18 protein-coding genes are annotated in these 19113 nt (G+C 61.2%); 5 read left to right on the forward strand and 13 right to left on the reverse strand.

The window, feature by feature from the left end:
• On the forward strand, positions 1 to 2430 hold a 2430-nt coding region (locus NW860_RS09510), incomplete at its 5' end, for a response regulator (protein WP_414513841.1).
• A gap of 71 nt (positions 2431 to 2501) precedes the next feature.
• On the opposite strand, the gene NW860_RS09515 is transcribed toward NW860_RS09510, so the two are convergent.
• The 8 genes from NW860_RS09515 to recJ form a co-directional block, all read right to left on the reverse strand.
• Positions 2502 to 2645, reverse strand: a complete 144-nt coding sequence (locus tag NW860_RS09515) for a high light inducible protein (RefSeq protein WP_414346668.1) — start codon at positions 2643 to 2645, stop codon at positions 2502 to 2504.
• 100 nt (positions 2646 to 2745) lie between these two features.
• Positions 2746 to 3816, reverse strand: coding sequence for a spermidine/putrescine ABC transporter substrate-binding protein (locus NW860_RS09520; protein ID WP_414404773.1), 1071 nt, complete (start codon positions 3814 to 3816; stop codon positions 2746 to 2748).
• 91 nt (positions 3817 to 3907) lie between these two features.
• Positions 3908 to 4894, reverse strand: a complete 987-nt coding sequence (locus NW860_RS09525; protein WP_414513844.1) for a CHAD domain-containing protein — start codon at positions 4892 to 4894, stop codon at positions 3908 to 3910.
• 124 nt (positions 4895 to 5018) lie between these two features.
• Positions 5019 to 5657, reverse strand: a complete 639-nt coding sequence (gene tmk / locus NW860_RS09530; protein WP_414513846.1) for a dTMP kinase — start codon at positions 5655 to 5657, stop codon at positions 5019 to 5021.
• Positions 5658 to 5679: 22 nt separating this feature from the next.
• Positions 5680 to 6792 carry a hypothetical protein gene (locus NW860_RS09535; RefSeq protein WP_414513848.1) on the reverse strand — a complete coding sequence of 371 codons (1113 nt, stop codon included), beginning with the start codon at positions 6790 to 6792 and terminating at the stop codon, positions 5680 to 5682.
• A gap of 74 nt (positions 6793 to 6866) precedes the next feature.
• Positions 6867 to 7460 carry an RdgB/HAM1 family non-canonical purine NTP pyrophosphatase gene (gene rdgB, locus NW860_RS09540; RefSeq protein WP_414513849.1) on the reverse strand — a complete coding sequence of 198 codons (594 nt, stop codon included), beginning with the start codon at positions 7458 to 7460 and terminating at the stop codon, positions 6867 to 6869.
• Positions 7461 to 7550: 90 nt separating this feature from the next.
• The gene (locus NW860_RS09545) at positions 7551 to 8216 is read right to left on the reverse strand and encodes a metallophosphoesterase family protein (protein ID WP_414394360.1); all 666 of its coding nucleotides are present in this window, start codon (positions 8214 to 8216) and stop codon (positions 7551 to 7553) included.
• Positions 8206 to 10644, reverse strand: a complete 2439-nt coding sequence (recJ, locus tag NW860_RS09550) for a single-stranded-DNA-specific exonuclease RecJ (RefSeq protein WP_414513852.1) — start codon at positions 10642 to 10644, stop codon at positions 8206 to 8208. Before recJ ends, NW860_RS09545 begins: the two co-directional genes overlap by 11 nt.
• A 94-nt stretch (positions 10645 to 10738) precedes the next feature.
• Between recJ and NW860_RS09555 the strand changes: the two genes are divergently transcribed.
• The gene (locus NW860_RS09555) at positions 10739 to 11146 is read left to right on the forward strand and encodes a hypothetical protein (RefSeq protein WP_414513854.1); all 408 of its coding nucleotides are present in this window, start codon (positions 10739 to 10741) and stop codon (positions 11144 to 11146) included.
• A gap of 202 nt (positions 11147 to 11348) precedes the next feature.
• Positions 11349 to 12356, forward strand: a complete 1008-nt coding sequence (locus NW860_RS09560; protein ID WP_414513856.1) for an SPOR domain-containing protein — start codon at positions 11349 to 11351, stop codon at positions 12354 to 12356.
• A gap of 52 nt (positions 12357 to 12408) precedes the next feature.
• Here the strand turns inward: NW860_RS09560 and NW860_RS09565 are convergent, their stop codons facing one another.
• From NW860_RS09565 to NW860_RS09575, 3 genes are all read right to left on the reverse strand, one after another.
• A complete protein-coding gene (locus NW860_RS09565) occupies positions 12409 to 13203 on the reverse strand; it encodes a DsbA family protein (protein ID WP_414513858.1) in 795 nt (264 codons plus the stop codon).
• Positions 13204 to 13279: 76 nt separating this feature from the next.
• Positions 13280 to 13762: an RNA recognition motif domain-containing protein gene (locus tag NW860_RS09570; protein WP_414513860.1), complete on the reverse strand. Its 483-nt coding sequence runs from the start codon at positions 13760 to 13762 to the stop codon at positions 13280 to 13282.
• A gap of 147 nt (positions 13763 to 13909) precedes the next feature.
• Positions 13910 to 15262 (reverse strand): glutamate-5-semialdehyde dehydrogenase, encoded by a 1353-nt coding sequence (locus NW860_RS09575; RefSeq protein ID WP_414513862.1) that lies wholly within the window; start codon positions 15260 to 15262, stop codon positions 13910 to 13912.
• Positions 15263 to 15484: 222 nt separating this feature from the next.
• Between NW860_RS09575 and ctpC the strand changes: the two genes are divergently transcribed.
• Both ctpC and argF read left to right on the forward strand, forming a co-directional pair.
• Positions 15485 to 16780, forward strand: a complete 1296-nt coding sequence (ctpC, locus tag NW860_RS09580; protein WP_414404762.1) for a carboxyl-terminal processing protease CtpC — start codon at positions 15485 to 15487, stop codon at positions 16778 to 16780.
• Between the two features lie 74 nt (positions 16781 to 16854).
• Positions 16855 to 17772 (forward strand): ornithine carbamoyltransferase, encoded by a 918-nt coding sequence (gene argF, locus NW860_RS09585; RefSeq protein ID WP_414513907.1) that lies wholly within the window; start codon positions 16855 to 16857, stop codon positions 17770 to 17772.
• A 29-nt stretch (positions 17773 to 17801) separates the two neighbouring features.
• Here argF and NW860_RS09590 read toward each other — a convergent pair whose 3' ends face one another.
• Together NW860_RS09590 and NW860_RS09595 are read right to left on the reverse strand one after the other, a co-directional pair.
• The gene (locus tag NW860_RS09590; protein ID WP_414395132.1) at positions 17802 to 18224 is read right to left on the reverse strand and encodes an ExbD/TolR family protein; all 423 of its coding nucleotides are present in this window, start codon (positions 18222 to 18224) and stop codon (positions 17802 to 17804) included.
• 3 nt (positions 18225 to 18227) lie between these two features.
• Positions 18228 to 18914 carry a MotA/TolQ/ExbB proton channel family protein gene (locus NW860_RS09595; RefSeq protein WP_414513909.1) on the reverse strand — a complete coding sequence of 229 codons (687 nt, stop codon included), beginning with the start codon at positions 18912 to 18914 and terminating at the stop codon, positions 18228 to 18230.
• Positions 18915 to 19113: the final 199 nt, after the last annotated feature.

The following is a 19113-nucleotide window of genomic DNA, read 5'->3' on the forward strand; positions in this document are numbered from 1 at the left end:
CAGCCGGGGATCCCCTCCTTGATGGGAGAGGTGATCGAGGATCCCTGTTTTCAGGAAAAGTACGCCCAGCTCTACAGCCAGGGCCGCGTTCGCGCCGTCAGCAACGTGGAGACCGAAGGGCTGGAGCCCTGTTACCTGGAGCTGCTGCGAAAAATGCAGGTCAAGGCCAACCTGGTGGCGCCCCTATTGATGGAGCAGCGGCTGTGGGGGCTGTTGCTGGCTCACCAGTGCTCGGCACCCCGCCAGTGGCAGCCGTTTGAGATTGAGCTGCTATCGCAGTTGGCCAACCAAATCGGCATTGCCCTCACCCAAGCAGCCCTTTTGGAGCGGGAGAGAAAGCGCAGCCTCGAGCTAGAACAAGCCCGCAAAGCGGCAGAGCAGGCTGCCCAGGCCAAGAGCAGCTTCTTAGCCACCATGAGCCACGAAATCCGCACCCCCATGAACGCGGTGTTGGGGATGACGGGGCTGTTGCTGGAGACGCCCCTTACCCCAGAGCAGCGGGATTTTGTGGAGACTATCCGCGTCAGTGGCGACGCGCTGCTGACTCTCATCAACGACATCCTGGACTTCTCCAAATTGGAGGCCGGGGAAATGGAGCTGGAGATCCTGGATTTCGATCTCCGCTCGTGTCTGGAAGAGGTGGCGGATCTGTTTGCTTCCACTGCCCACGCCAAGGGCCTGGAGCTGGCAGTGCTCATGCCGCCGGAAGTGCCGCGCTATCTGCGGGGGGATGCGTCGCGCCTGCGGCAAATCCTCAACAATTTGGTAAGCAATGCCATTAAGTTTACCCATCAAGGGGAGGTGGTCATCCAGGCCGAGCTGATGCAGGAAACAACCACCCACGTCCAGCTCCGGCTTTCGGTAAGGGATACAGGGATCGGGATCCCCAAGGAGGCCCAAGCCAAGCTGTTTCAGCCCTTTACCCAAGTGGATGCCTCCACCACCCGCAAGTACGGGGGCACAGGACTTGGCCTGGCCATCTGCAAACAACTGACAGAGCTGATGGGGGGCAAGATCTTCCTAGAGAGCGAGGAGGGCCGCGGCAGCACCTTCAGCGTCGAGCTGACTCTGGAGCGACAGCCTTATGTGCATCAGCTTTCCCAGCCTGCTGTTCGCATCCCGGTGGATTTGCAGGGCAAGCGGCTGTTGGTGGTGGACGACAACGCCACCAATCGCAAGATCCTGCGCTGCCAGGCCACGGCTTGGGGAATGGTGGTGGAAGAGGCCGAAAATGCCTATCAGGCTATGGACAAACTGCGCCAAGCCGTTCGGGAAGGCAGACCCTTCCCCCTGGCCGTTTTGGATATGCAGATGCCGGAGGTGGATGGGAAGACCTTGGGCCGTTGGATCAAAGCCGATCCGGAACTGTCCCAGACGCAACTGGTGATGATGACTTCACTGGGACTGGGGGAGCACTCCCGCCGCGCCGCTGAGATTGGCTTTGCCGCCTACTTGGTTAAGCCGGTGAAGCAAAGCCGTCTGCAGGAAGCGCTGGTCATGGCCCTGGGGAAATCTTCTGGTTTATCCACTTCGCTCTTGGGAATGAGGCCCGTCCTCCCCCAGACGACCCCCAGGGAGGATCGTCCCCGTCAATCGCTGCGCATTTTGCTGGCAGAGGATAACCCTGTCAACCAAAAGGTGGCTTTGCGCCAGCTCGAGAGTTTGGGCTACAAGGCCGATGTGGTGGCCAATGGTCAGGAGGTATTGGATCTCCTACAGCAGGTCAGATATGACCTTATTCTCATGGATTGCCAAATGCCGGTGATGGACGGCTACGAGGCCACGCGCCGTCTGCGCCAACAGGAACGGAGATCCGGCCACCACACCGTGGTGATTGCCCTAACGGCCAACGCTATGCACGAGGATCGGGAGCGCTGCCTGCAAGCAGGGATGGACGACTATCTCAGTAAGCCGGTGCTAAAGGAGGATTTGGAGAGAGTGATCAACTACTGGAGCCGCCAGATCGCCTCCTCCGCACTAGGAGCAGCCAATGGGCCTACCTCCGAGGTGGCTTCGCCCGCTCCGCCTTCTCCTAAGGGTGCCAGCGGCAGCTCTGATCCCACGCTGCCCTATCCCATCGACTCGGCTTGCTTGGAGCGGGTTACGGGCGGCGACAGCCAGTTTCAGCGGGAGCTGCTGCAGGTGTTCGTCCAGGATTGCCAGAACCAGTTGCCGCGGCTGCGCCAAGCCGTTGCAGCGGGTAACGCCGAAGACTTGAGGAAAATTGCCCACCGCCTCAAGGGAGCCAGCGCCAACGTGGGGGCCCATGCCTTTTCTCAAGCAGCCCGCGAGCTCGAGCACCTGGGGGTGCAACTGGCCCAGCAGGGATCCCTGGACAGTGCTGCACCAGAATGGGCCAGGGCTTCCCAGGGCCTAGAGGAGCTGGAGCGCATCCTAGCCGACATTTGCCAGTACTTGCAGAATTTGTAGGGGGTAGAGCCTTAGCAAAGCAAAAGCTCGGCTGCCAGCCGAGCAGAAAGGGTCTGTGCCAGGGCTTGGGATTACATCAGGCCGATTTGAGAGAGGATCCCTTGGCCCGTGAGCAGCTCGGTCAAAACGCCAATTACAAAGCCCAGCATCGCCAGCCGGCCATTCCATTTTTCGGCAAAGGGCGTAAAGCCAAACTTAGCTTCTTGGTTTTCCATGGCTGCAACTCCATCAGTAGGTGACATTCCCAATGTGGCTCAGATATTAAAAAGTGTCAAGTTTTGTGTCGAGAGCTAACAAGCCGCAGGCAGTGGATCCCTAGCTGCTTTTGACGGCAGTCCAGACAGCGTCAACCAGACGTAGCTGCTCCTGCGACAGCACTTTGAGGTACTTTAGCCTGGCAAAGGTCGTCTCATCGGGATAGATAGCTGGGTTTTGGCGATCCCGGGGGTTGATCCTGGGTAGGGCAGCAGCGTTGGGGGTGGCAAAGCGGTTGTAGTTGCTCAGTTGGGCGCCAATTTCCGGCTCCAGAATGAAGTTGATGAAGCGGTTGGCCAGCTCTGGGTTAGGAGCTTTGGCAGGGATGGCCATCACGTCAAGCCAAATGTGGGCGCCCTCGCGGGGGACAAAGTAGCCAATGTTGGGATTTTCTTCGGCAGCTTGCAGGGCATCACCGCTGTAGACAACCGCCACATTGGCTGTCCCGGAGACCAGTTGATTTTTGCCGCCCACCCCGCCAATGAGACCGGCGCTGCGGCGTTTGGCTTGAATCAACAGCTCCTGAATCTGCTGCAGCTCTGCGGGAACGGTAGTACTGGGGTCAAAGCCCAGGTAGAAGGCGGCAGCCGCAAGCATAGAGCGCATCTCGTCAATCATCACAAAGGGGCCGTACTGCTGCTTAGGATCAAAGATCAGCCCCCAGGAACGCTCAAAGTTTTCCGGCAGGCGGTCTTTGCGGTAGCCAATGCCGGTGGTGCCCCACTGGTAGGGAACGGTGTAGGTGTTTTCTGGGTCAAAGGGCAAGCCGACAAACTTCTCGTCCAGGTTGCGGAGATTGGGAATGAGGTTTTTGTTGAGAGGCTGCAGCAGGCCCAGCTCCACCATGTTGGGCACAACGTAGTCGGTGGGCACGACAATGTCGTACTGGCTGACGCCGCCCCCCCGCAGCTTGGCAATCATGTCCTCGTTGGACTCGTACACACTCACCACTACGCGGCTGTTAGTGGCTTTCTCAAAGGCCGTGAGAATGGCTGGGTCAATGTATTCCGACCAGATGTAGAGTTGGAGGGTTGGTTTTCGGGCAGCAGTTCCTAAGCGCCAAAAGAAAAGTAGGGCCAGTAGACAGCAGAGCAAAGCAACGGCCGTGGCAATTCTCTTTTTCATGGGCATTTTCACACCTAGTGGAGCTGGACGTCGCCCTTACACCTAGCCGTGGATCTGGAGCGATCCTGTCCAGCCAACTGCGGTTCAAATCCCTGCTCTAGCCTACCACCTGGACTTCCCCGTTGCTGTTCTCCCCAACCAAGAAGAGCAACTGATATAGCCGCTGCTGCTCGGCAGGGTTACAGTAACGCTGTTGCTGCGTGGGCCAATCTTGGAGAGCCAGCTTCTGTTGTTCCTGCAGCCAGTTCTGCAAGCTTGAGTCGGCAGGTAGCTGGGCCTGTAGAACTTGCAAGTCGTTAAAGCGGCCCAACTGTTCCTGCAGACGCTTGAGGGCCTTCACCCAGCTTTGGAGGGTCTCTCCGTAGAAGGGGGCAAAAAACTCTAGCTGGTAGCGCAGGCGTTTGGTGGCTTTGCGCAGGTCATGCAGTTGTTCAGCCTGAGCTTCGGTTTCGGGGAAGGCCGGGATCCGCCAACCCGGCTGCAGGAACCACGCCGCTACTAGCGGCGCCAAAAGATGGGGCAAGCTCTCCTGCACAGGAAGCTGGGCCGCAGGCCGGTAGCGAGGAGAAATCAGCCACTCTTCGCAAGCAGCCTGGAACTTCAGGAAGTCCTCCTCTGCCAAAATGCGGCGGGAGTGTTTCTCGGCTTGAGCTTGGCGCCGCTGCAGCTTTTCCTTCAGCTCCTCTAGCTCCGCCTGCTGGTCTGCCGGGATCCCTTGCCAACAGGGTTCGTGGAGGATTTCTAGCAACACGTCCAGATCCCGCTGCGGGCCCAGCGTCTTGATCAACTTTCGCAAACGTTTGGGCCTGAGCGGCTTGGGCAGGCGCAGGGATCCCTGAAACACTTCCGCCCAGGTGCCGATGCGGCGCAAGCTCACCCGGATCTGATGAAGGGATTCTGCCGCCTCCGGGTGGTGCTTGAGCACTCTCCCCACATGCTTCTGCAGCCGCTGCCATTGCTGGCTCAGCAGTTGGTGGGCCAAAGCAGCTAGCGGGGGCAAGCTTGAAGACGAGAGCAAGAGTGACTCCGAGGACTCCGTCTTGCCGAGGCTCTCAGTTTTCGATTCAGTAGCAATGATGTCCACCGCAAGTCTCCTCTACCCACGACAACAACTCCAAAGAGCGGCAAAACCCCCTTGCCCTAGGCAGGCTAGCTTAGCTTGAGCCGCTCCCTGCTCCCCCCTTTTTAACCAAATCTTAACCTTTCGTCTAGGGCCTTGGGACTGCTGCCAGCAGGCGAGGCTTGACCACCGACCAGATGCGGGCAGCCACCTCCAAGGGGGATCCCTCGGCGTCAATGCGGACAATCCGCTGCGGCTCGGCGGCAGCCAGCGTCTGGAAGCCCTGGTGGACGCGGCGGTGAAACTCCAGGCGCTCCTGTTCGAGCCTGTCGGCAAGCCCGGTTCGCGCCAGCGGGCCGGAGGCCTTTCTCGCTAGCCCCACCTCTGGCGGGAGATCCAGCCACAGGGTGAGGTGCGGCTGCAGACCGCCGGTGGCCAAGTGGTTGAGCTGGCGAACCTGCTGCAAATCCAGCCCCCGTCCGTAGCCCTGGTAGGCCAGGGTGGAATCGGTGAAGCGGTCGCAAACCACCACCTGGCCGGCTGCCAAAGCGGGAAGGATACACTTTTGCACATGCTCAGCCCGGTCTGCCGCGTACAGAAACAACTCAGCCAGCGGCGTCAGGGGATCCCCATGCAACAAGATCTCCCGCAGCGCCCGGCCCAGCGCCGTCCCTCCCGGCTCGCGGGTACACAGACAGGGATAGCCCGCCTGGCGAAGCTGCAGCGCAAGCAGGGCTTGCTGGGTAGTTTTACCTACCCCCTCCCCACCTTCTAGAGTGATGAACACTTCCCCATCCCTGGCCGAAGGACTAGCGCAGCTCAAGCTGTGGCTGCAAGTCAAAGGAGTGGCCTGGCACCATCACGTACACATCGGGGATGTTGGTGGGCTGCAGGTTTTGCAGGGCCAGCCCTTCGAGGTTGGAACGCAAGGCGTTGTTGATAGTGGTTTCCAGTTGGGACAAAACCTGCGCCTCGTCGCCTTGGGCAGCCAAGCCGGGAAACTGGCTGTAGAGGGCGCGGGCCAAGCTGCTGGCCAAGGGAAGCTGGATGAGGGTGAGGTTGGATCCCCCCAGTTGGGGGCCTAGAGTGTTCGCCCGTCCGCGGATGCCCAAGGCCTGCAGGGCATTGGCCGTTTGGCTGACGGGAATGGTGCAGGTATCCACTTTGTAGATGGGCACCGAGGCCACGGTGAGGGCAGAGACACTGGTGAGTTGGACCACGGTAAAGGAGGCGGTGCCGTTGTAGGCAAAGCAAAAATCCCGAAAAGCCGCCGGCACATTGGCAGCGCGAATGGGGCGCTCATCGTCAAAGCCGCCCGACTCGGCAAAGATGTTGCGGATGGCAAACCCTCCGAAAAAAGCCAGCAGGGCCACCACCAGCAAAGCCGTCAGATCCGAGGAGGAGATCCCCCCTGAAGATCTGCCGCTGCGGCCTCCCCCTCCATATCCTCCTCTTCCCCCGTAGCTGGAGGTGGAGCCATAGTCACCCCTGTAGGAGCCGGCATAGGCGGAAGAGCGGGCGGATCCCTCAAAGCCCCGGTTGCTAGAGACAAGGCGCCGGGGAACCAAGGCTTGTCCAGCAGGGCCGGGCCGAGAGGACGCCGTCCCCCTAATGCGATCAGCAGCCCGCGAAGATCCAGCAGCAGCTTCTCGGCCTGAGGTGGCCCTCTCTTTAGCCTCCTCCGCTGGCAGCGCGCGCCCAGCAAGAGGAGCGGCGGACGCCTTCCCGTCGTTCTGGGCCCCTTCATCCTCCAGCCAGTCTTCCGCACTTTCCTCAGAGGGGCCAGGACCTTCCTCCGGCAGGGGAGGCGGGGAACGCCGGCCTTGGGACTCCGAGCTGCTGGGAGCAGAGGCATTCCCCTGGCCGCTAGCAGCCGTTGCGTCTGGAAAACGGTCTGGATCGCGCTCCTCAGAGAAGGTCATTCTTCAGGCTCCCAACGCAAGACTGGCACTCCCATCTTCCTAGACCGAGTTAGACTTGCAGCTCTTTCTCCAAGCTAGCCTAGACGGCGCTCCAGGGTAAGCAACTGCTCCTTGAGAGCCCTCAGGGCCTGGCCGCGGTGGCTGACGGCTTCTTTTTGCGTTGGGCTCATCTCAGCAAAAGTCAGCCCCACCTCTGGCACCCAGAAGAGCGGGTCGTAGCCAAACCCCCCCTCTCCCCGGGGCTGGGTCAAGATTTCTCCGTGGCAGAGACCCTCTACCAATGCCTGCACCTGGCCCTGGGGATCCACTACAGCGATGGCGCAGTGGAAGGTAGCTTGGCGGTTGGAGATCCCTTCCATCTCCCGCAGCAGTCGCTGAATGCGGGCGGCATCGTCAGGGGCATAGCGGGCCGAATGAACCCCAGGGGCACCCCCCAGGGCTGCCACCGCCAGGCCAGAGTCATCGGCAATGGCCCACTCCCCCAGAGCCGTTGCTACGGCCTTGGCTTTGAGAAGGGCATTTTCGACAAACGTGCTGCCGCTTTCCTCCACTTCTATCGCTGTCGGCAGGGGACGCAACTCCCACCGGGGAGCATGGGCCTGGAAAAAGGCGTGAAACTCCCGCCATTTACCGGGGTTGCTGCTGGCCAGAACTAGGGAACGGGGCATGGGGAGTGAAACTCATCTGGCTCCGCTATCTTAGCCGAGCGCTTGGCTGCAATCTGCAGGGCTACCAGTTAAGCCCGCGCTCTCTGCTTCTCAGTGGATCTCCAAAAGCATGTTGTGCAAGGCTGTGTTGATGACGAGGGTAGATCCCCACCGTTCTACCTTTCCCCCATCCCAGTGCATGTGGCCGCAGATGTAGTAGCGCGGCTGGAGCAGATCCAAAAGGGGACGCAGAGTAGGCATGCGGCGGTGGTACCACTTGCCCCCTTCGTCCAACAAGCCCCGCGGCGGCGCGTGGCTAAGCAGCAGGTCAATGCGATGCGGCAGTTGGCTGTAAAGGGCAAGTAGCTCTTGCAGGTGACTGCGGGTAAGCGTCCAGCTCCAGCCGCAGGGAGGCGTCCAGGGCACTGCCAGCACCTGCAGCCCTAGCCACTCAAAGCAACAGGACTGGGTAATGGCCTGTCCCCAATTGCCGGCCAGGGCCTCCAACACTGTGGCGGCTGGGTCGTGGTTGCCGGGCAGAAAGAGCCAGGGCTTGCCTAGCCCATCCACTGCCGCCAGGAAAGACTGCAGCTGGGCTACCTCGGCTGGGGCTGCCGGATGAAAGCCTTGGGTGGCGTTGCGGGAGGGCTTGCCGGCCTTGGAGCAGAAATCGCCGCAGTTGATGTAGCCATCCACCTGCGGCAGATAAGCCAGGGCCTGCCGGATCAGCCGGTCGTTGCCGTGGTAGTCAGAGCCAAGCAGCAGTTTAAGCCCCATAGCGCAGCAGCGGCGTTGGGGATCCCTGAAGCAGAGCAGCCACTTGCTCCCAGGAGCTGCGGTACCAGGCCCGTTGGGCCTCCAGCTCTTCTTCCAGGGATCCCGTTGGACCAAACTCAGGGCAAGCATGCCCCAACGAACGCAGGCCCGCCACCAGGAGCGCTGGCGACAGCCACCACTGCTGGCCTAGGCGCAACAGATCCACCTGGGGATAGGTTTGCAGGTAGTGGCGCAGTTGCCGTTGTAGGGTGGCCGCGGAGGGTAGGGGCACGGTCTGCTGATGCACGGCAATGAGCGGCGCTTCGCCAGAAAGGCAGTGGAGCAGCCACTTGAGGTGCTCCAAAGAGGGGGGCCAGCTCCACAGCCACAATTGGTCGTAGCGGCGGCCCGCCTGGGGGCGGTCGTAGTCAAGAGTCAGCGGAGAGCGCCGCTCAGGTGCCAGAACCAAGGTGGGACGGCGAAAGCCGTAGAAGAGGATGGTTCCCTGCGCCTGGGGCAGGAGGTCAGAAAAGCGGTCCACAACCTGCCACCGCAGCGATCGGATGAGAGGCGGAGCAGGGCGGTAGAGAAGAAGGGGGGAGAGATCCCTTCTCTGTTGGGAGGGGGAGGATTTTCCGGGACTAGCCGCTTGGGCAGGCCGGATCCCGAGAATTTCCAGCTCTAGTTGGGTCTCGTCTTCCCACCGCCTGGCTTTGAGGGTGTAGGCAACATCAATCCGCTCGGGCAGGGGATAGGCTGCGGCCCCTCGCCAGACAGTGGCCCAAAGGGGACGGCGGCGGGCCCTGGCTTCCAGGGGGGATCGGCAAGACTCAGGGGGATCCTGCAGCAGCAGCTTCAAGTGGCTGGGGGCATCCTCGGCTGAGGAAACACCGCCCACAGCTCCAGGTCGGGGGCCAAATCGCTGCTGCTGCAGCACCTGCAGGTTGCGGCTACAGAAGACTGGCTCCGGGTTGCCGATGCCGCAGGGCTGGAGGCGCTGCAACTCTTGATAGAGGTCAAGAGTGAGGTCAGCTAGCGCCACCTCCAGGTCAATCTGCACCAGGGGCCGGATTTGTTCTGGCTGCAGGCGCTGTTGGGCCAATTGCCGCAGCCGCTTTTCCAAAAGGGGCCAGTTCTCTGCTTTTAGGCTAAAGCCGCCGGCAGCTGGGTGGCCGCCATGCTTGGTAAACAGATCTTTGCAGAACTCCAGGGCCTGGAACACGTCGAACTCCGGGATCCCCTGCCGCGCCGAGCCAGTAATCTCCCCCTGACGCGACTGGCTGCCGATAAATACTGGACAGCCAAAGCGCTCCGCCAGCCGCGCGGCCACCAGGCCAATGACCCCTTTGTGCCAGCGCTGCTGGGGGGTTCCCAAAAGGATTAACACCCGCTCCTGCGGCAGATCCCACCCTCGCTGGGCAATCTGCTCCAAAGCCTCGGCCTCGATGCGGCTGCACATCTCCTGCCGCACCTGGTTGAGGCGTTCACAGCGGCGGGCAAGTTTCTCCGCCTGCTGGGGATCGTCGGTGGTCAGCAGTTGAATCCCCATTGCCGGTCGGCCAATTCGCCCAATGGCGTTGATGCGGGGCCCCAGGCCAAACCCTACCCACTCTGGCCGCAGCTCCTCCGCGGATCCCGTCATTCCCATCACCGCTAAGAGGGCGCGGATCCCGGCCACCTGGGAAGTGGGCAAAAGGGCTAGCCCCTGCTGCACCCAGAGGCGGTTTACCCCTGTCAGAGGGGCCAAATCGGCAATGGTGCCCACTGTACACAGCTCCAGCGCCACTCGCCCTAGCCGTTCATCGCCGCGGCGCTCCGCCAAGGCCTGGGCCAGTAGGTAGGCCACCCCCACCCCGGCCATTCCCCGGTAGGGAGACGACTCTGGGAGCTGCTTGGGGTTGAGGATGGCGTCGGCAGGGGGCAATTGGGAGGGCAGATCGTGGTGATCGGTCACGATCACCGCCAGCCCCAGCTCTTTGGCTAAACGGATGGGCTCGTGGGCAGCGATGCCGTTGTCTACGGTGAGGATAAGGCGCACCCCTTCGCGGTGCAGCTCCTGCACCATGCGGCTGTTAAGGCCATAGCCCTCCGTAAGGCGGCTGGGAATGCGGTAAACCACCGGCGTGCCCCGCAGCGCCCGCAGCAGCAGGGCTGTGCTGGTCATGCCGTCGGCATCGTAGTCGCCGCAGATGGCGATGGGCTCCTGCCGGCGCAGGGCTTTCTCCAACAGCTCTACCGCCAGGGGCAGGTCGGCAAAGTCCCGGCTGGGCGGCGGCAGGCAGGAGGGATCCGGCTGCAGGTAGCGGCGAACCTCGGCAGGGCTGCGGAGGCCGCGGTTGAGCAGGATCTGAGCCAGCAGCGGCGAAATCCCCACCGCCTCCGCCAACTGGCGCGCCCTTGGCTGGTCCTCAGGCTGGAATAGCCAGCGCTGCTCGAGGATTGCCGCCATCGCCGGAGTTAGATAGCCAAATGGCAGTGCTACAGTGAGCCTAGAGATCTTTTTTGAGCTTACTCCAAAACGCTCCTCCGCTGGCTGGCTGCCGATGTACTCTCTCCTACTTACCTACAGCCTCAATCCCCTGAGGGGACTGAAGCTGCTGGTTCGATCCTCTGAGCAGGCGTCCCTGGGGAGTTTGGCGCGTCAGCTCTGGAGATCCCGGCAAGGGGGGCCGCGTCTTCAGATTGCGCTAGGCCGCCTGGTGCCCGAGCAAACCAAGCCCCTTTCCCCCTGGGAGGTGCTGCTGCGCTCGCAGTTTTTCATCGCCCTTGAAGCTACCTGGCCGGATCCCTCTCTGCCAGCTCTTCCTTCTAGCCAGGGATCCGCCATTCAGCTTGCCCGCTACACGGAAGGCTCCCAACCCTACAAGACTGAGATCATTCGCTTTTCCCTGGGAGGATCCCCTGCCCCTGCTGTCCCGCGTCGCTACAGCTACCGTCGCCGTCGCTTCTAGGGAGTGCAGGCAGCAAGCGTTGCCAAATCCTCCTCACTATACTGGAGGTAGACCTCATTGCGCTTCTCCTGTGAACGCTGGGCTGCGCCACTGCCGCCAAAGGAGAGACCGACAGTGGGCTAGGTGGGGGGGAGAGACTAGTCTCTTGCCTAGCAGGGCTTGGCCAAGGCTGACAATGGCGGCTTGGTGGGGCAGCTCCCTGGTGGCTAGTCTCCTTGCCCTGCCGCCTGCCTTTGCCCTAATCCGTTACCAAGTCCATGTCCTGGCTGAGCGACCAGAAGCCTTAGCTCAGGTGCGCAGGCAGGTGCCGGATGCCTATTTTGTGCAGGGGGATGGCCAGGTCTTCATTCTGGCGGGAACGTTTGTCAACCGCAGCCACGCCCAACGCCGCCAGGCCGAGTTGGAACAGCTAGGGCTGCCCGTGCGGGTGGTGAGCCGCCAAGACAGGGATCCACCCCTGCCGCCGGCCTTTCTTGCCCCGCCAACGGCTCCCCCTTTCGACCCGCAGCGGCCTTTTGCCACCCAAGTGCCCAACCCCAGCAGAGATCCAGGGCTGGAGGAGCGGGTACGCCGCTTCTTTCCCCAGGCTATAGAGGTGCGTTACCGCGGCCAGCCTGCCCTACAGACGGGGACTTTCTCTCGCCTATCGCTGGCTCAGGAACAGGCCCGTTGGCTGACTGCTCAGGGCTTGCCGGCAGTGGTCGTGTCGCTGGCAGAAGAGAATGCCGCTTCACCACCTGAGGAGCCTGCCCAAGGGGAACGCTATTGGGTGTTGGTGGCCGATCCCAGCGGCGAGAAATTGGCTGCTTTGGAGCACCTGCTGCCGGGATCCCTGCCCCTAATCTACGACAGCCGGCGGGTTGTGCGCACCGGCGGCTTTGCCGATCTGGCAACGGCCAGCGAGCAAGTGCGTTACCTAGCTAGCCACGGCTACGAGGCAGGGATCTTTCCCGCTGACCTGCGCCGCTCCCAACCTATCCTGGTTCGGGATTCTCCTCCCTCCTTGCCTGCGGCTAGCTCGGCCGGGTTTTGGGTGGTGGTTCAGGCTGGCGAAGAGGCGCTGCCCAAGGTGCGGCAGTTTGCGCCCGATGCCTTTGTGCGCGGCTCAGTGATTCAGGTGGGCACCTACCGGCAGCGGGCCAATGCCGAACGAGCGCGGCGCAGCCTAGCCGAGGCGGGGTTTGATGCCCGCATTTTGCCTGTGAAGTAAATGCTCCCCCTTCAGGCCTGCCGTACCGTGAGAGGGAGACAGGGGTGGAGTCCTAGCGAGCCTGCTTGGCCTGTTGCAGCGTTTTCTCAAACACTTCCAAAGGCTGAGCCCCCGAGAAGGCAATGCCGTTCAAGATGAAATGGGGGGTACCGCTGATGCCCAGTTGAGAGGCCAGATCCATGTCTCGCTGTACAGCCCGCTCTGCCGCCCGGCTGCGCCGATCCCGATTGAACTTCTCCACGTTCAAGCCCAGCTTTTGGGCTGTAGCTACGTAAAATTCCTCCCCCAGCTGGGACTGGTTGGCAAACAGCTCGTCGTGGAACTCCCAAAACTTGCCCTGGCGGTGAGCAGCCCAAGCGGCGCGCGCTGCCGCCATCGCCTCAGGGTGAATGCTGGTCAAGGGCAGGTGCTTGTACACCAAGGTTACCTCGTCCCCATGTCTAGCCATGAACTCCTTCAGAGTCTGATGGGCACGGGCACAGAAGGGACACTGAAAGTCGGAAAACTCCACCAAAACTAGCCGCAAGGACTCGGAGCCGGTTCTGGGGGAATCGCCAATGACAGCGCGGGGGTTCTGCCGCAACTGCCGGCCAAACTCTTCTGCTAGCTTCTGCTGTTGCCGCTGCTGCTCTTCATACTGCCGCTGCTGGTACTCCTGCACGGCCTCCAGGATCACCTGCGGATTCTTGCGGATGATCTCCAGCACCTGCTTTTCTAGCTCTGCCGGAGCTGCAAAGACAACAGGTGCCGTGCCGCTCATTCCCAGCCAAACTAGGAGCATGCCGAGCAGGCCGAGCTTGGCCAGCCCTTGTCCCCACCTGCCAAAAGCCCTCGCCAGACTTCCCATCCCAACTCCCCCTCGAGTACAAGCTTTTATTAGGCTAAGCCCAGGCAGCAGCCCTGTCTACCACCCCTTCGGGGGGTTAGGAGTGGGTGGCTTGCAAAAGCTGCTCCTTGATCCGCTGCAACTGGCTGGCCCAGCGGGGATCCGGCTCAACAGCCTCTTTTGCCTCAGGGCCCGCCTTGACACGCTGGCGCTGCTTCTTGCCTGAAGTAGACTTCTCCCCTGCTGTTTTGGAACCTTTGGCCAGTTCCCGGGCGGAGTCCTTGGCGGGGGAAGGGGAGACTGCTGCTTTGGCTTCGGCACCTTCCCGTTTCTCGCGCGGCTGGGCAAGTTCAATGCGCAAGTTGACGTCGCCAAAGCTGTGGCCGTTGAATTTCTCGATATACTGCTGCGCCTGTTCCTCAGTGCTTACCGTAACAAAACCAAAGCCGCGGCACTTGCCGGTCTTCCGATCCCGAATGACCTTGGTGGAAATGACCTCACCTGCAGATCTGAAGAGCTTCTCCAGGGCCTCGCGATCTACCTCTGCCGGCAGATTTCCAACGTACAGACGAACGGGCATAAGACCGTGAAGCTCCTTAGCGAGAGGACAGAAATCCAGCCTGCACAGGGCCAATCCAGAAGCGCCGCATAAGGCCACCTTTTAAAAATTTACCTCAACTTTTAGCCAAAAAAGTTAAGACAACCCAGCTGGTCAAGGGGATCCCTTCTAGGCTAAGCCGGTAACGTTTAAGCGATCCCGATGCCGGAAGGGACGGGCCTGAGGGCCGGTATAGTCAGCTACAAGATGGCCTCGCCCCCGCAGTTGGTAGCGGTAGGTTACTAGGCCTTCCAAGCCTACCGGGCCCCGGGGTGGCAGCTTTTGGGTGCTAATGCCCACTTCTGCCCCAAAGCCGTAGCGAAAGCCATCGGCAAAGCGGGTGGAGGCGTTGTGAAAGACCCCTGCTGCGTCCACTTCGTCGAGAAAGCGCTGGGCAGCGACGGCATCTTCGGTCACGATGGCCTCGGTGTGCCGGGATCCGTACCGTTGAATGTGGGCAATGGCCTCGTCGAGGGAATCCACCATTTTAATGGCTAGAATCAAGTCGGCGTACTCAGTGCTCCAGTCAGCTTCAGTGGCCGGGATCAGATCGGGCACCAGCTCGCGGCAGCGGGGATCCCCGCGCAACTCTACCCCTTTCTCGCGCAGCGCTTGCACGGCCAGAGGCAAAAACCGGGGAGCAATCTCTGCATGGACTAATAGGGTCTCGATAGCGTTGCAGGCGGCAGGGTACTGGGTTTTGCTATCTAGGGTTAGCCTCACCGCCATGTCCACATCAGCAGCCCGATCCACGTACAGGTGGCACAGCCCATCCGCATGGCCCAGAACCGGGATGCGGGTATTCTCCATAATGTAGCGGACAAAGCTGCTGGAGCCGCGGGGAATGATTAGGTCCACCAGACCTTCCAGTTGCAGCAGCTCTTTAATCTCCTCGCGACGGGTGAGCAACTGCAAAGATCCCCTAGGAAAGTCGGGAACTTGCCGCAGCCCCGCCTGCAGCGCGGCCATCAACGCTTGGCAGGAGCAGAGCGCCTCCGATCCGCCTTTGAGCAGGACGCTGTTGCCCGTCTTGACTGCTAGGGCAGCAATTTGCACCAGGGCGTCGGGCCGCGACTCAAAGATGACGCCTAGCACTCCCAGGGGATAGGTGCGCCGCTCCAGCACCAGCCCCTCGTCCAGCTCGCGGATGAGGAGGGATCGCCCTACCGGGTCGGGCAGCCGCCTCACCTGCTGGACTCCGGCTACCATCTCGGCCAACTTGTGGGCATCCAACTTTAAGCGGGCATAGGCTGCAGCCGACAACTCCCCCCTTTTAACCTGCTCCGCTGCCCGCTCCAGATCTTCCCGATTGGCCGCTAGGATGGCCTCTTGCTGTTCCAGTAAAGCTGTGGCCATGGCCTCGAGAGCCGCATCCCGAACCTCGGTGGGCAAGGTGGCTGTGCGCTGGGCGGCAGCTCGAGCCGTCTGCACCTGAACTAGCAGGGAGGAGTTGGCAGTTCTTGCAGGAGCTCCAGGAGACATGGGCAGAGAGGCAACAAAACCCAACCCAAGAGACTACAAAAAGTTCAATCTAATGGGATCCTGGGAGCAGCCTTGCCAGAATCCCTATGCTAGCTTGGGCAAAACTGGGCAGCACTCTCAGCAGCCTATCAGAATTTGGGCACTGCTAGCTGCCCCTAGAGGATCCTAGTCTGGCGAAACCCAGCCCATCTTCAACCAGTACCGTGTTTTCCAGGAGGGTCAATGAGAAAGCGGGGGTTTGTGGTGAGTGCAACGGCTGCCGTGGTTACAGCCGTGTCGTTGGTTGGCGTGCAGCTATCCATGCCAGGTTGGGCGGGGTTTCGCCGGGATCCCAAAGAAGTGGTGGACGAAGTTTGGCAGATTGTCAATCGGGAGTACGTCGATCCTTCCTTTAACTCCGTCGACTGGGAAGCGGTGCGCCGCGAGCTGCTCAGCAGAGAATATGCCACCCGCGAGGAGGCCTACAAGGCCATTCGCGAGGCCCTCAAGAAGCTCAACGATCCCTACACCCGCTTCTTGGATCCGGAGCAGTTTGCCAGCATGCAGATCGACACCTCGGGGGAGCTGACCGGCGTGGGGATCACGCTGGGTGTGGATCAGGAGACCAATGAGCTGGTTGTGATCTCGCCAATTGAGGGATCCCCTGCCGATCGCGCTGGGATCAAGTCCAAGGACGTTATCGTGCGTATCGACGACAGATCCACCGAGGGCATGGACACCAATACTGCCGTCAGCCTCATTCGCGGTGAGCCAGGCACCCGGGTGCGGCTAACCATTCGCCGCGAGGGAGAAGGGCTGAAGGTGTTTGACTTGGTGCGGGAGAGAATTGAGCTAGCTACAGTACGCCACGAGGCTCGCAAAGAAAATGGCCTGCTCATTGGCTATATCCGCATCACCCAATTTTCCGGCAACGCCGCCGAAAAGGTGCGCCAGGCCATTCGCGACCTAGAAAAACAAGGGGTGGCTGGCTACGTGCTGGATCTGCGGGCCAATCCTGGGGGGCTGCTCCACGCCAGTGCCGAAATTGCGCGCCTGTGGATCAATCGGGGGAGCATTGTCTCGACGGTGAATCGGCAAGGGGAGCAGGATCGCCTTGTGGCCAACAACAGCGCCCTCACCGACAAGCCTTTGGCGGTCTTGGTGGATGGGGGTTCTGCCAGCGCCAGCGAGATCCTCTCCGGCGCCTTGCAAGATAACCGGCGCGCTGTGATTGTTGGCACGCCAACCTTTGGCAAGGGCCTGGTGCAGTCGGTGCATCCCCTCTCCGACGGGTCGGGGTTGGCAGTCACCATTGCCCGCTACCGCACTCCCAAGGGCACCGAGATTGACCAAAAGGGTATCACTCCCGACATTGTGGTGGAGCTGTCGGAAGCAGATCTGAAGCGCCTCAGCAAGAACCGCGAACTGGTAGCCACTGCCGCTGATCCGCAGTACGCGGCTGCTATTCGCGCCCTCCAGGCCCAAATTGCGGCCCGCCGGCAACAGGCTTCCAGCGTCGTTCGTTCCTCTTCTCGGTAGGCGGTGCTAACCCTAGGTGGGAAAGGCTTTATCGTCGGCAGGCAGGGTAGGCGAGGATGGCAGGATCCATGAATTTGAACTTGGCCGGACGGGATCTGCTCAAACTCAGCGACCTGAGCCCGGCGGAGCTGTCGGCCTTGCTGGCCCAAGCGGCAGAACTGAAGCGGGATCCCTACCGGGCAGACCTGCGGGGTCGAGTGCTGGGACTGCTATTTCAGAAGGCTTCCACCCGTACCCGGGTTAGCTTTACTGTTGCCATGGCCCAGTGCGGGGGCAGCACCCTGGACTTGGTGCCATCGGCAATGCAAATAAGCCGCGGCGAGCCCCTGTCGGATACAGCCCGCGTCCTCTCCCGCTACTTGGACGCCATTGCCATCCGCACCTACGACCAGCGGGAGCTGGAGCTCTTTGCCGAGTATGCCGAGATCCCCGTGATCAACGCCCTCACGGATCAGTTTCACCCCTGCCAAGTTTTGGCCGATCTGCTCACCATTCAGGAGAACTTCGGGCAACTGGCAGGCCTGACCTTGGCCTATTGTGGCGACGGCAACAATGTTGCCCATTCCCTCCTGCTGGGCTGTGCTCTAAGCGGGATCCACATCCGCGTTGCCACACCCCCTGGCTACGAGCCGGATGCGGCAGTGGTGGCAGAAGCGCAAGCCTTGGCCCAGGGATCACAGGTGCTGGTTGGGCGGGATCCCTACGAAGCCGTTGCGGGAGCCCAGGTGGTCTATACCGACGTCTGGGCCAGCATGGGCCAAGAGGATCAGGCGGCAGCCCGCAAAGCCCACTTCCTGCCCTACCAGGTCAATGCCGAGCTCATGAAACACGCAGATCCAGAGGCAATTGTGCTCCACTGCCTGCCCGCCCACCGGGAGGAGGAGATTACTGCCGAGGTTTTGGAGGGATCCCAGTCCCGCGTTTGGGATCAGGCGGAAAATCGCCTTCACGTGCAAAAGGCGCTGCTAATCCAACTGCTGGGAGCAGGGTGAGGATCCTCACCTCCGGCTCGAAGAGAGGGTCAGCGGTTGTTGGGGCGGCGGGCAGCGATCGCCAGGCTGACGTTGGGCAGCCGCTGCAGAGCATCCATGACCTCCACCACCTTGCCGTGGGAGAGGGCCAAGTCAGCGTTGATGACCACTAAGCGCCGCCCTTCAGCCGGCTTCTCGGCCAGAATACGTTCCACCGTGGGGATCAGGGCACCAAGATTGGCAATTTTCTGCCGGTTGACAGCAATTTGGCCTTCGGCCGTGATGCTCACCGTAACGTCTGGCTGACGGCGGGCTTCGGCTGTGGAGGCCTCTGGCAAGTTGACATCGAGCGCCTCCGACCGGGTAAGCACTAGGCTGGCGATGACGAAAAACACCAAGATCGAGAAGATGACATCGATTAAGGGCACGATGTTGATCTCGGCGGGCCTGAAGTTCTCCTCTGGGATGCGCATAGGCTAGGAGGGCTCAAGCGGGGAGTAGGGAGGCAGAGTGGAGCTGGGGCCGGGCTTGTCGTAGGAATACTGGGGAAGCTGCTGGGCTTGCATCTCTAGCCGCTGCCGATGCAGCAACTCCAGCTCGCCGCCGTACTCCTGGATCTTGGAGAGTTGCCGCAGGTACAGAGAGCGAAAGACATTGGAGATCAGCAAGGTGGGAATAGCCACGATCAACCCGAAAGCCGTCGAGTAGAGGGCTTCGGCGATGCCTTGTCCCCCCCCCTGCGTATTGGTGCCGCCAATATCCCCCAGTTGGATGGAGCTGAGGATTTGGATGATGCCGGTAACCGTGCCCAAGAGGCCCAGGAAGGGAGCAACGGTAATCACCGTGTCAAAGAGAGTGTTGAAGCGCTTTAATAGCGGCACCTCTGCAGCCAGGGCTGTCTCAAGGGCCAGTTTAAAATCCTCAGGGCTGGCTTCGTTGAGCTCCAGGGCAGCCAAAAAGATGCGCGCAATGGGCAGGTCGGCATTTTGCTCCAGCAGGTACTGGGCGGCCCTGGGGTTGCGGCGGTACTGGCTGAGGGCTTGCCGCACCACCTCCTCCTGCCGATGGGTAACCTTCCACCAGAACAAGGCCCGCTCGAGGCAACAAGCCACCGAGAGAACCGAGAAGGCCAACAGGGGGATGGAGTAGTACCAACCCTGGATCAGAAGCTGCAGGACTCTAGCCATAGGATCCGGACGACCCCCTCCCAGCGGCACCTCACGCTCATCCTGTCATAGCACTTTCCCGCTAGAGCTGGGATCCCTTTTTGCCCACTTGGGGTTGCTTTTTAGGACAAGCTGCTGATTTTCTGGCAAGGGCGCTATCCTATGGCGTGGAATCCAGAGGCCACCAGCGTATCTA

Source organism: Synechococcus sp. F70.1 (assembly GCF_047502745.1).
In the GTDB taxonomy this organism is placed as follows: Bacteria; Cyanobacteriota; Cyanobacteriia; order Thermostichales; family Thermostichaceae; genus Thermostichus.

Excerpts from the sequence above, each read along its gene's own strand:
- NW860_RS09515 (WP_414346668.1), bottom strand. The coding sequence starts at position 2,645 with ATGGAAAACCAAGAAGCTAAGTTTGGCTTTACGCCCTTTGCCGAAAAA.
- NW860_RS09520 (WP_414404773.1), bottom strand. The coding sequence starts at position 3,816 with ATGCCCATGAAAAAGAGAATTGCCACGGCCGTTGCTTTGCTCTGCTGT.
- NW860_RS09535 (WP_414513848.1), bottom strand. The coding sequence starts at position 6,792 with ATGACCTTCTCTGAGGAGCGCGATCCAGACCGTTTTCCAGACGCAACG.
- rdgB (WP_414513849.1), bottom strand. The coding sequence starts at position 7,460 with ATGCCCCGTTCCCTAGTTCTGGCCAGCAGCAACCCCGGTAAATGGCGG.
- NW860_RS09545 (WP_414394360.1), bottom strand. The coding sequence starts at position 8,216 with ATGGGGCTTAAACTGCTGCTTGGCTCTGACTACCACGGCAACGACCGG.
- recJ (WP_414513852.1), bottom strand. The coding sequence starts at position 10,644 with ATGGCGGCAATCCTCGAGCAGCGCTGGCTATTCCAGCCTGAGGACCAG.
- NW860_RS09555 (WP_414513854.1), top strand. The coding sequence starts at position 10,739 with ATGTACTCTCTCCTACTTACCTACAGCCTCAATCCCCTGAGGGGACTG.
- NW860_RS09565 (WP_414513858.1), bottom strand. The coding sequence starts at position 13,203 with ATGGGAAGTCTGGCGAGGGCTTTTGGCAGGTGGGGACAAGGGCTGGCC.
- NW860_RS09570 (WP_414513860.1), bottom strand. The coding sequence starts at position 13,762 with ATGCCCGTTCGTCTGTACGTTGGAAATCTGCCGGCAGAGGTAGATCGC.
- NW860_RS09575 (WP_414513862.1), bottom strand. The coding sequence starts at position 15,262 with ATGTCTCCTGGAGCTCCTGCAAGAACTGCCAACTCCTCCCTGCTAGTT.
- ctpC (WP_414404762.1), top strand. The coding sequence starts at position 15,485 with ATGAGAAAGCGGGGGTTTGTGGTGAGTGCAACGGCTGCCGTGGTTACA.
- NW860_RS09590 (WP_414395132.1), bottom strand. The coding sequence starts at position 18,224 with ATGCGCATCCCAGAGGAGAACTTCAGGCCCGCCGAGATCAACATCGTG.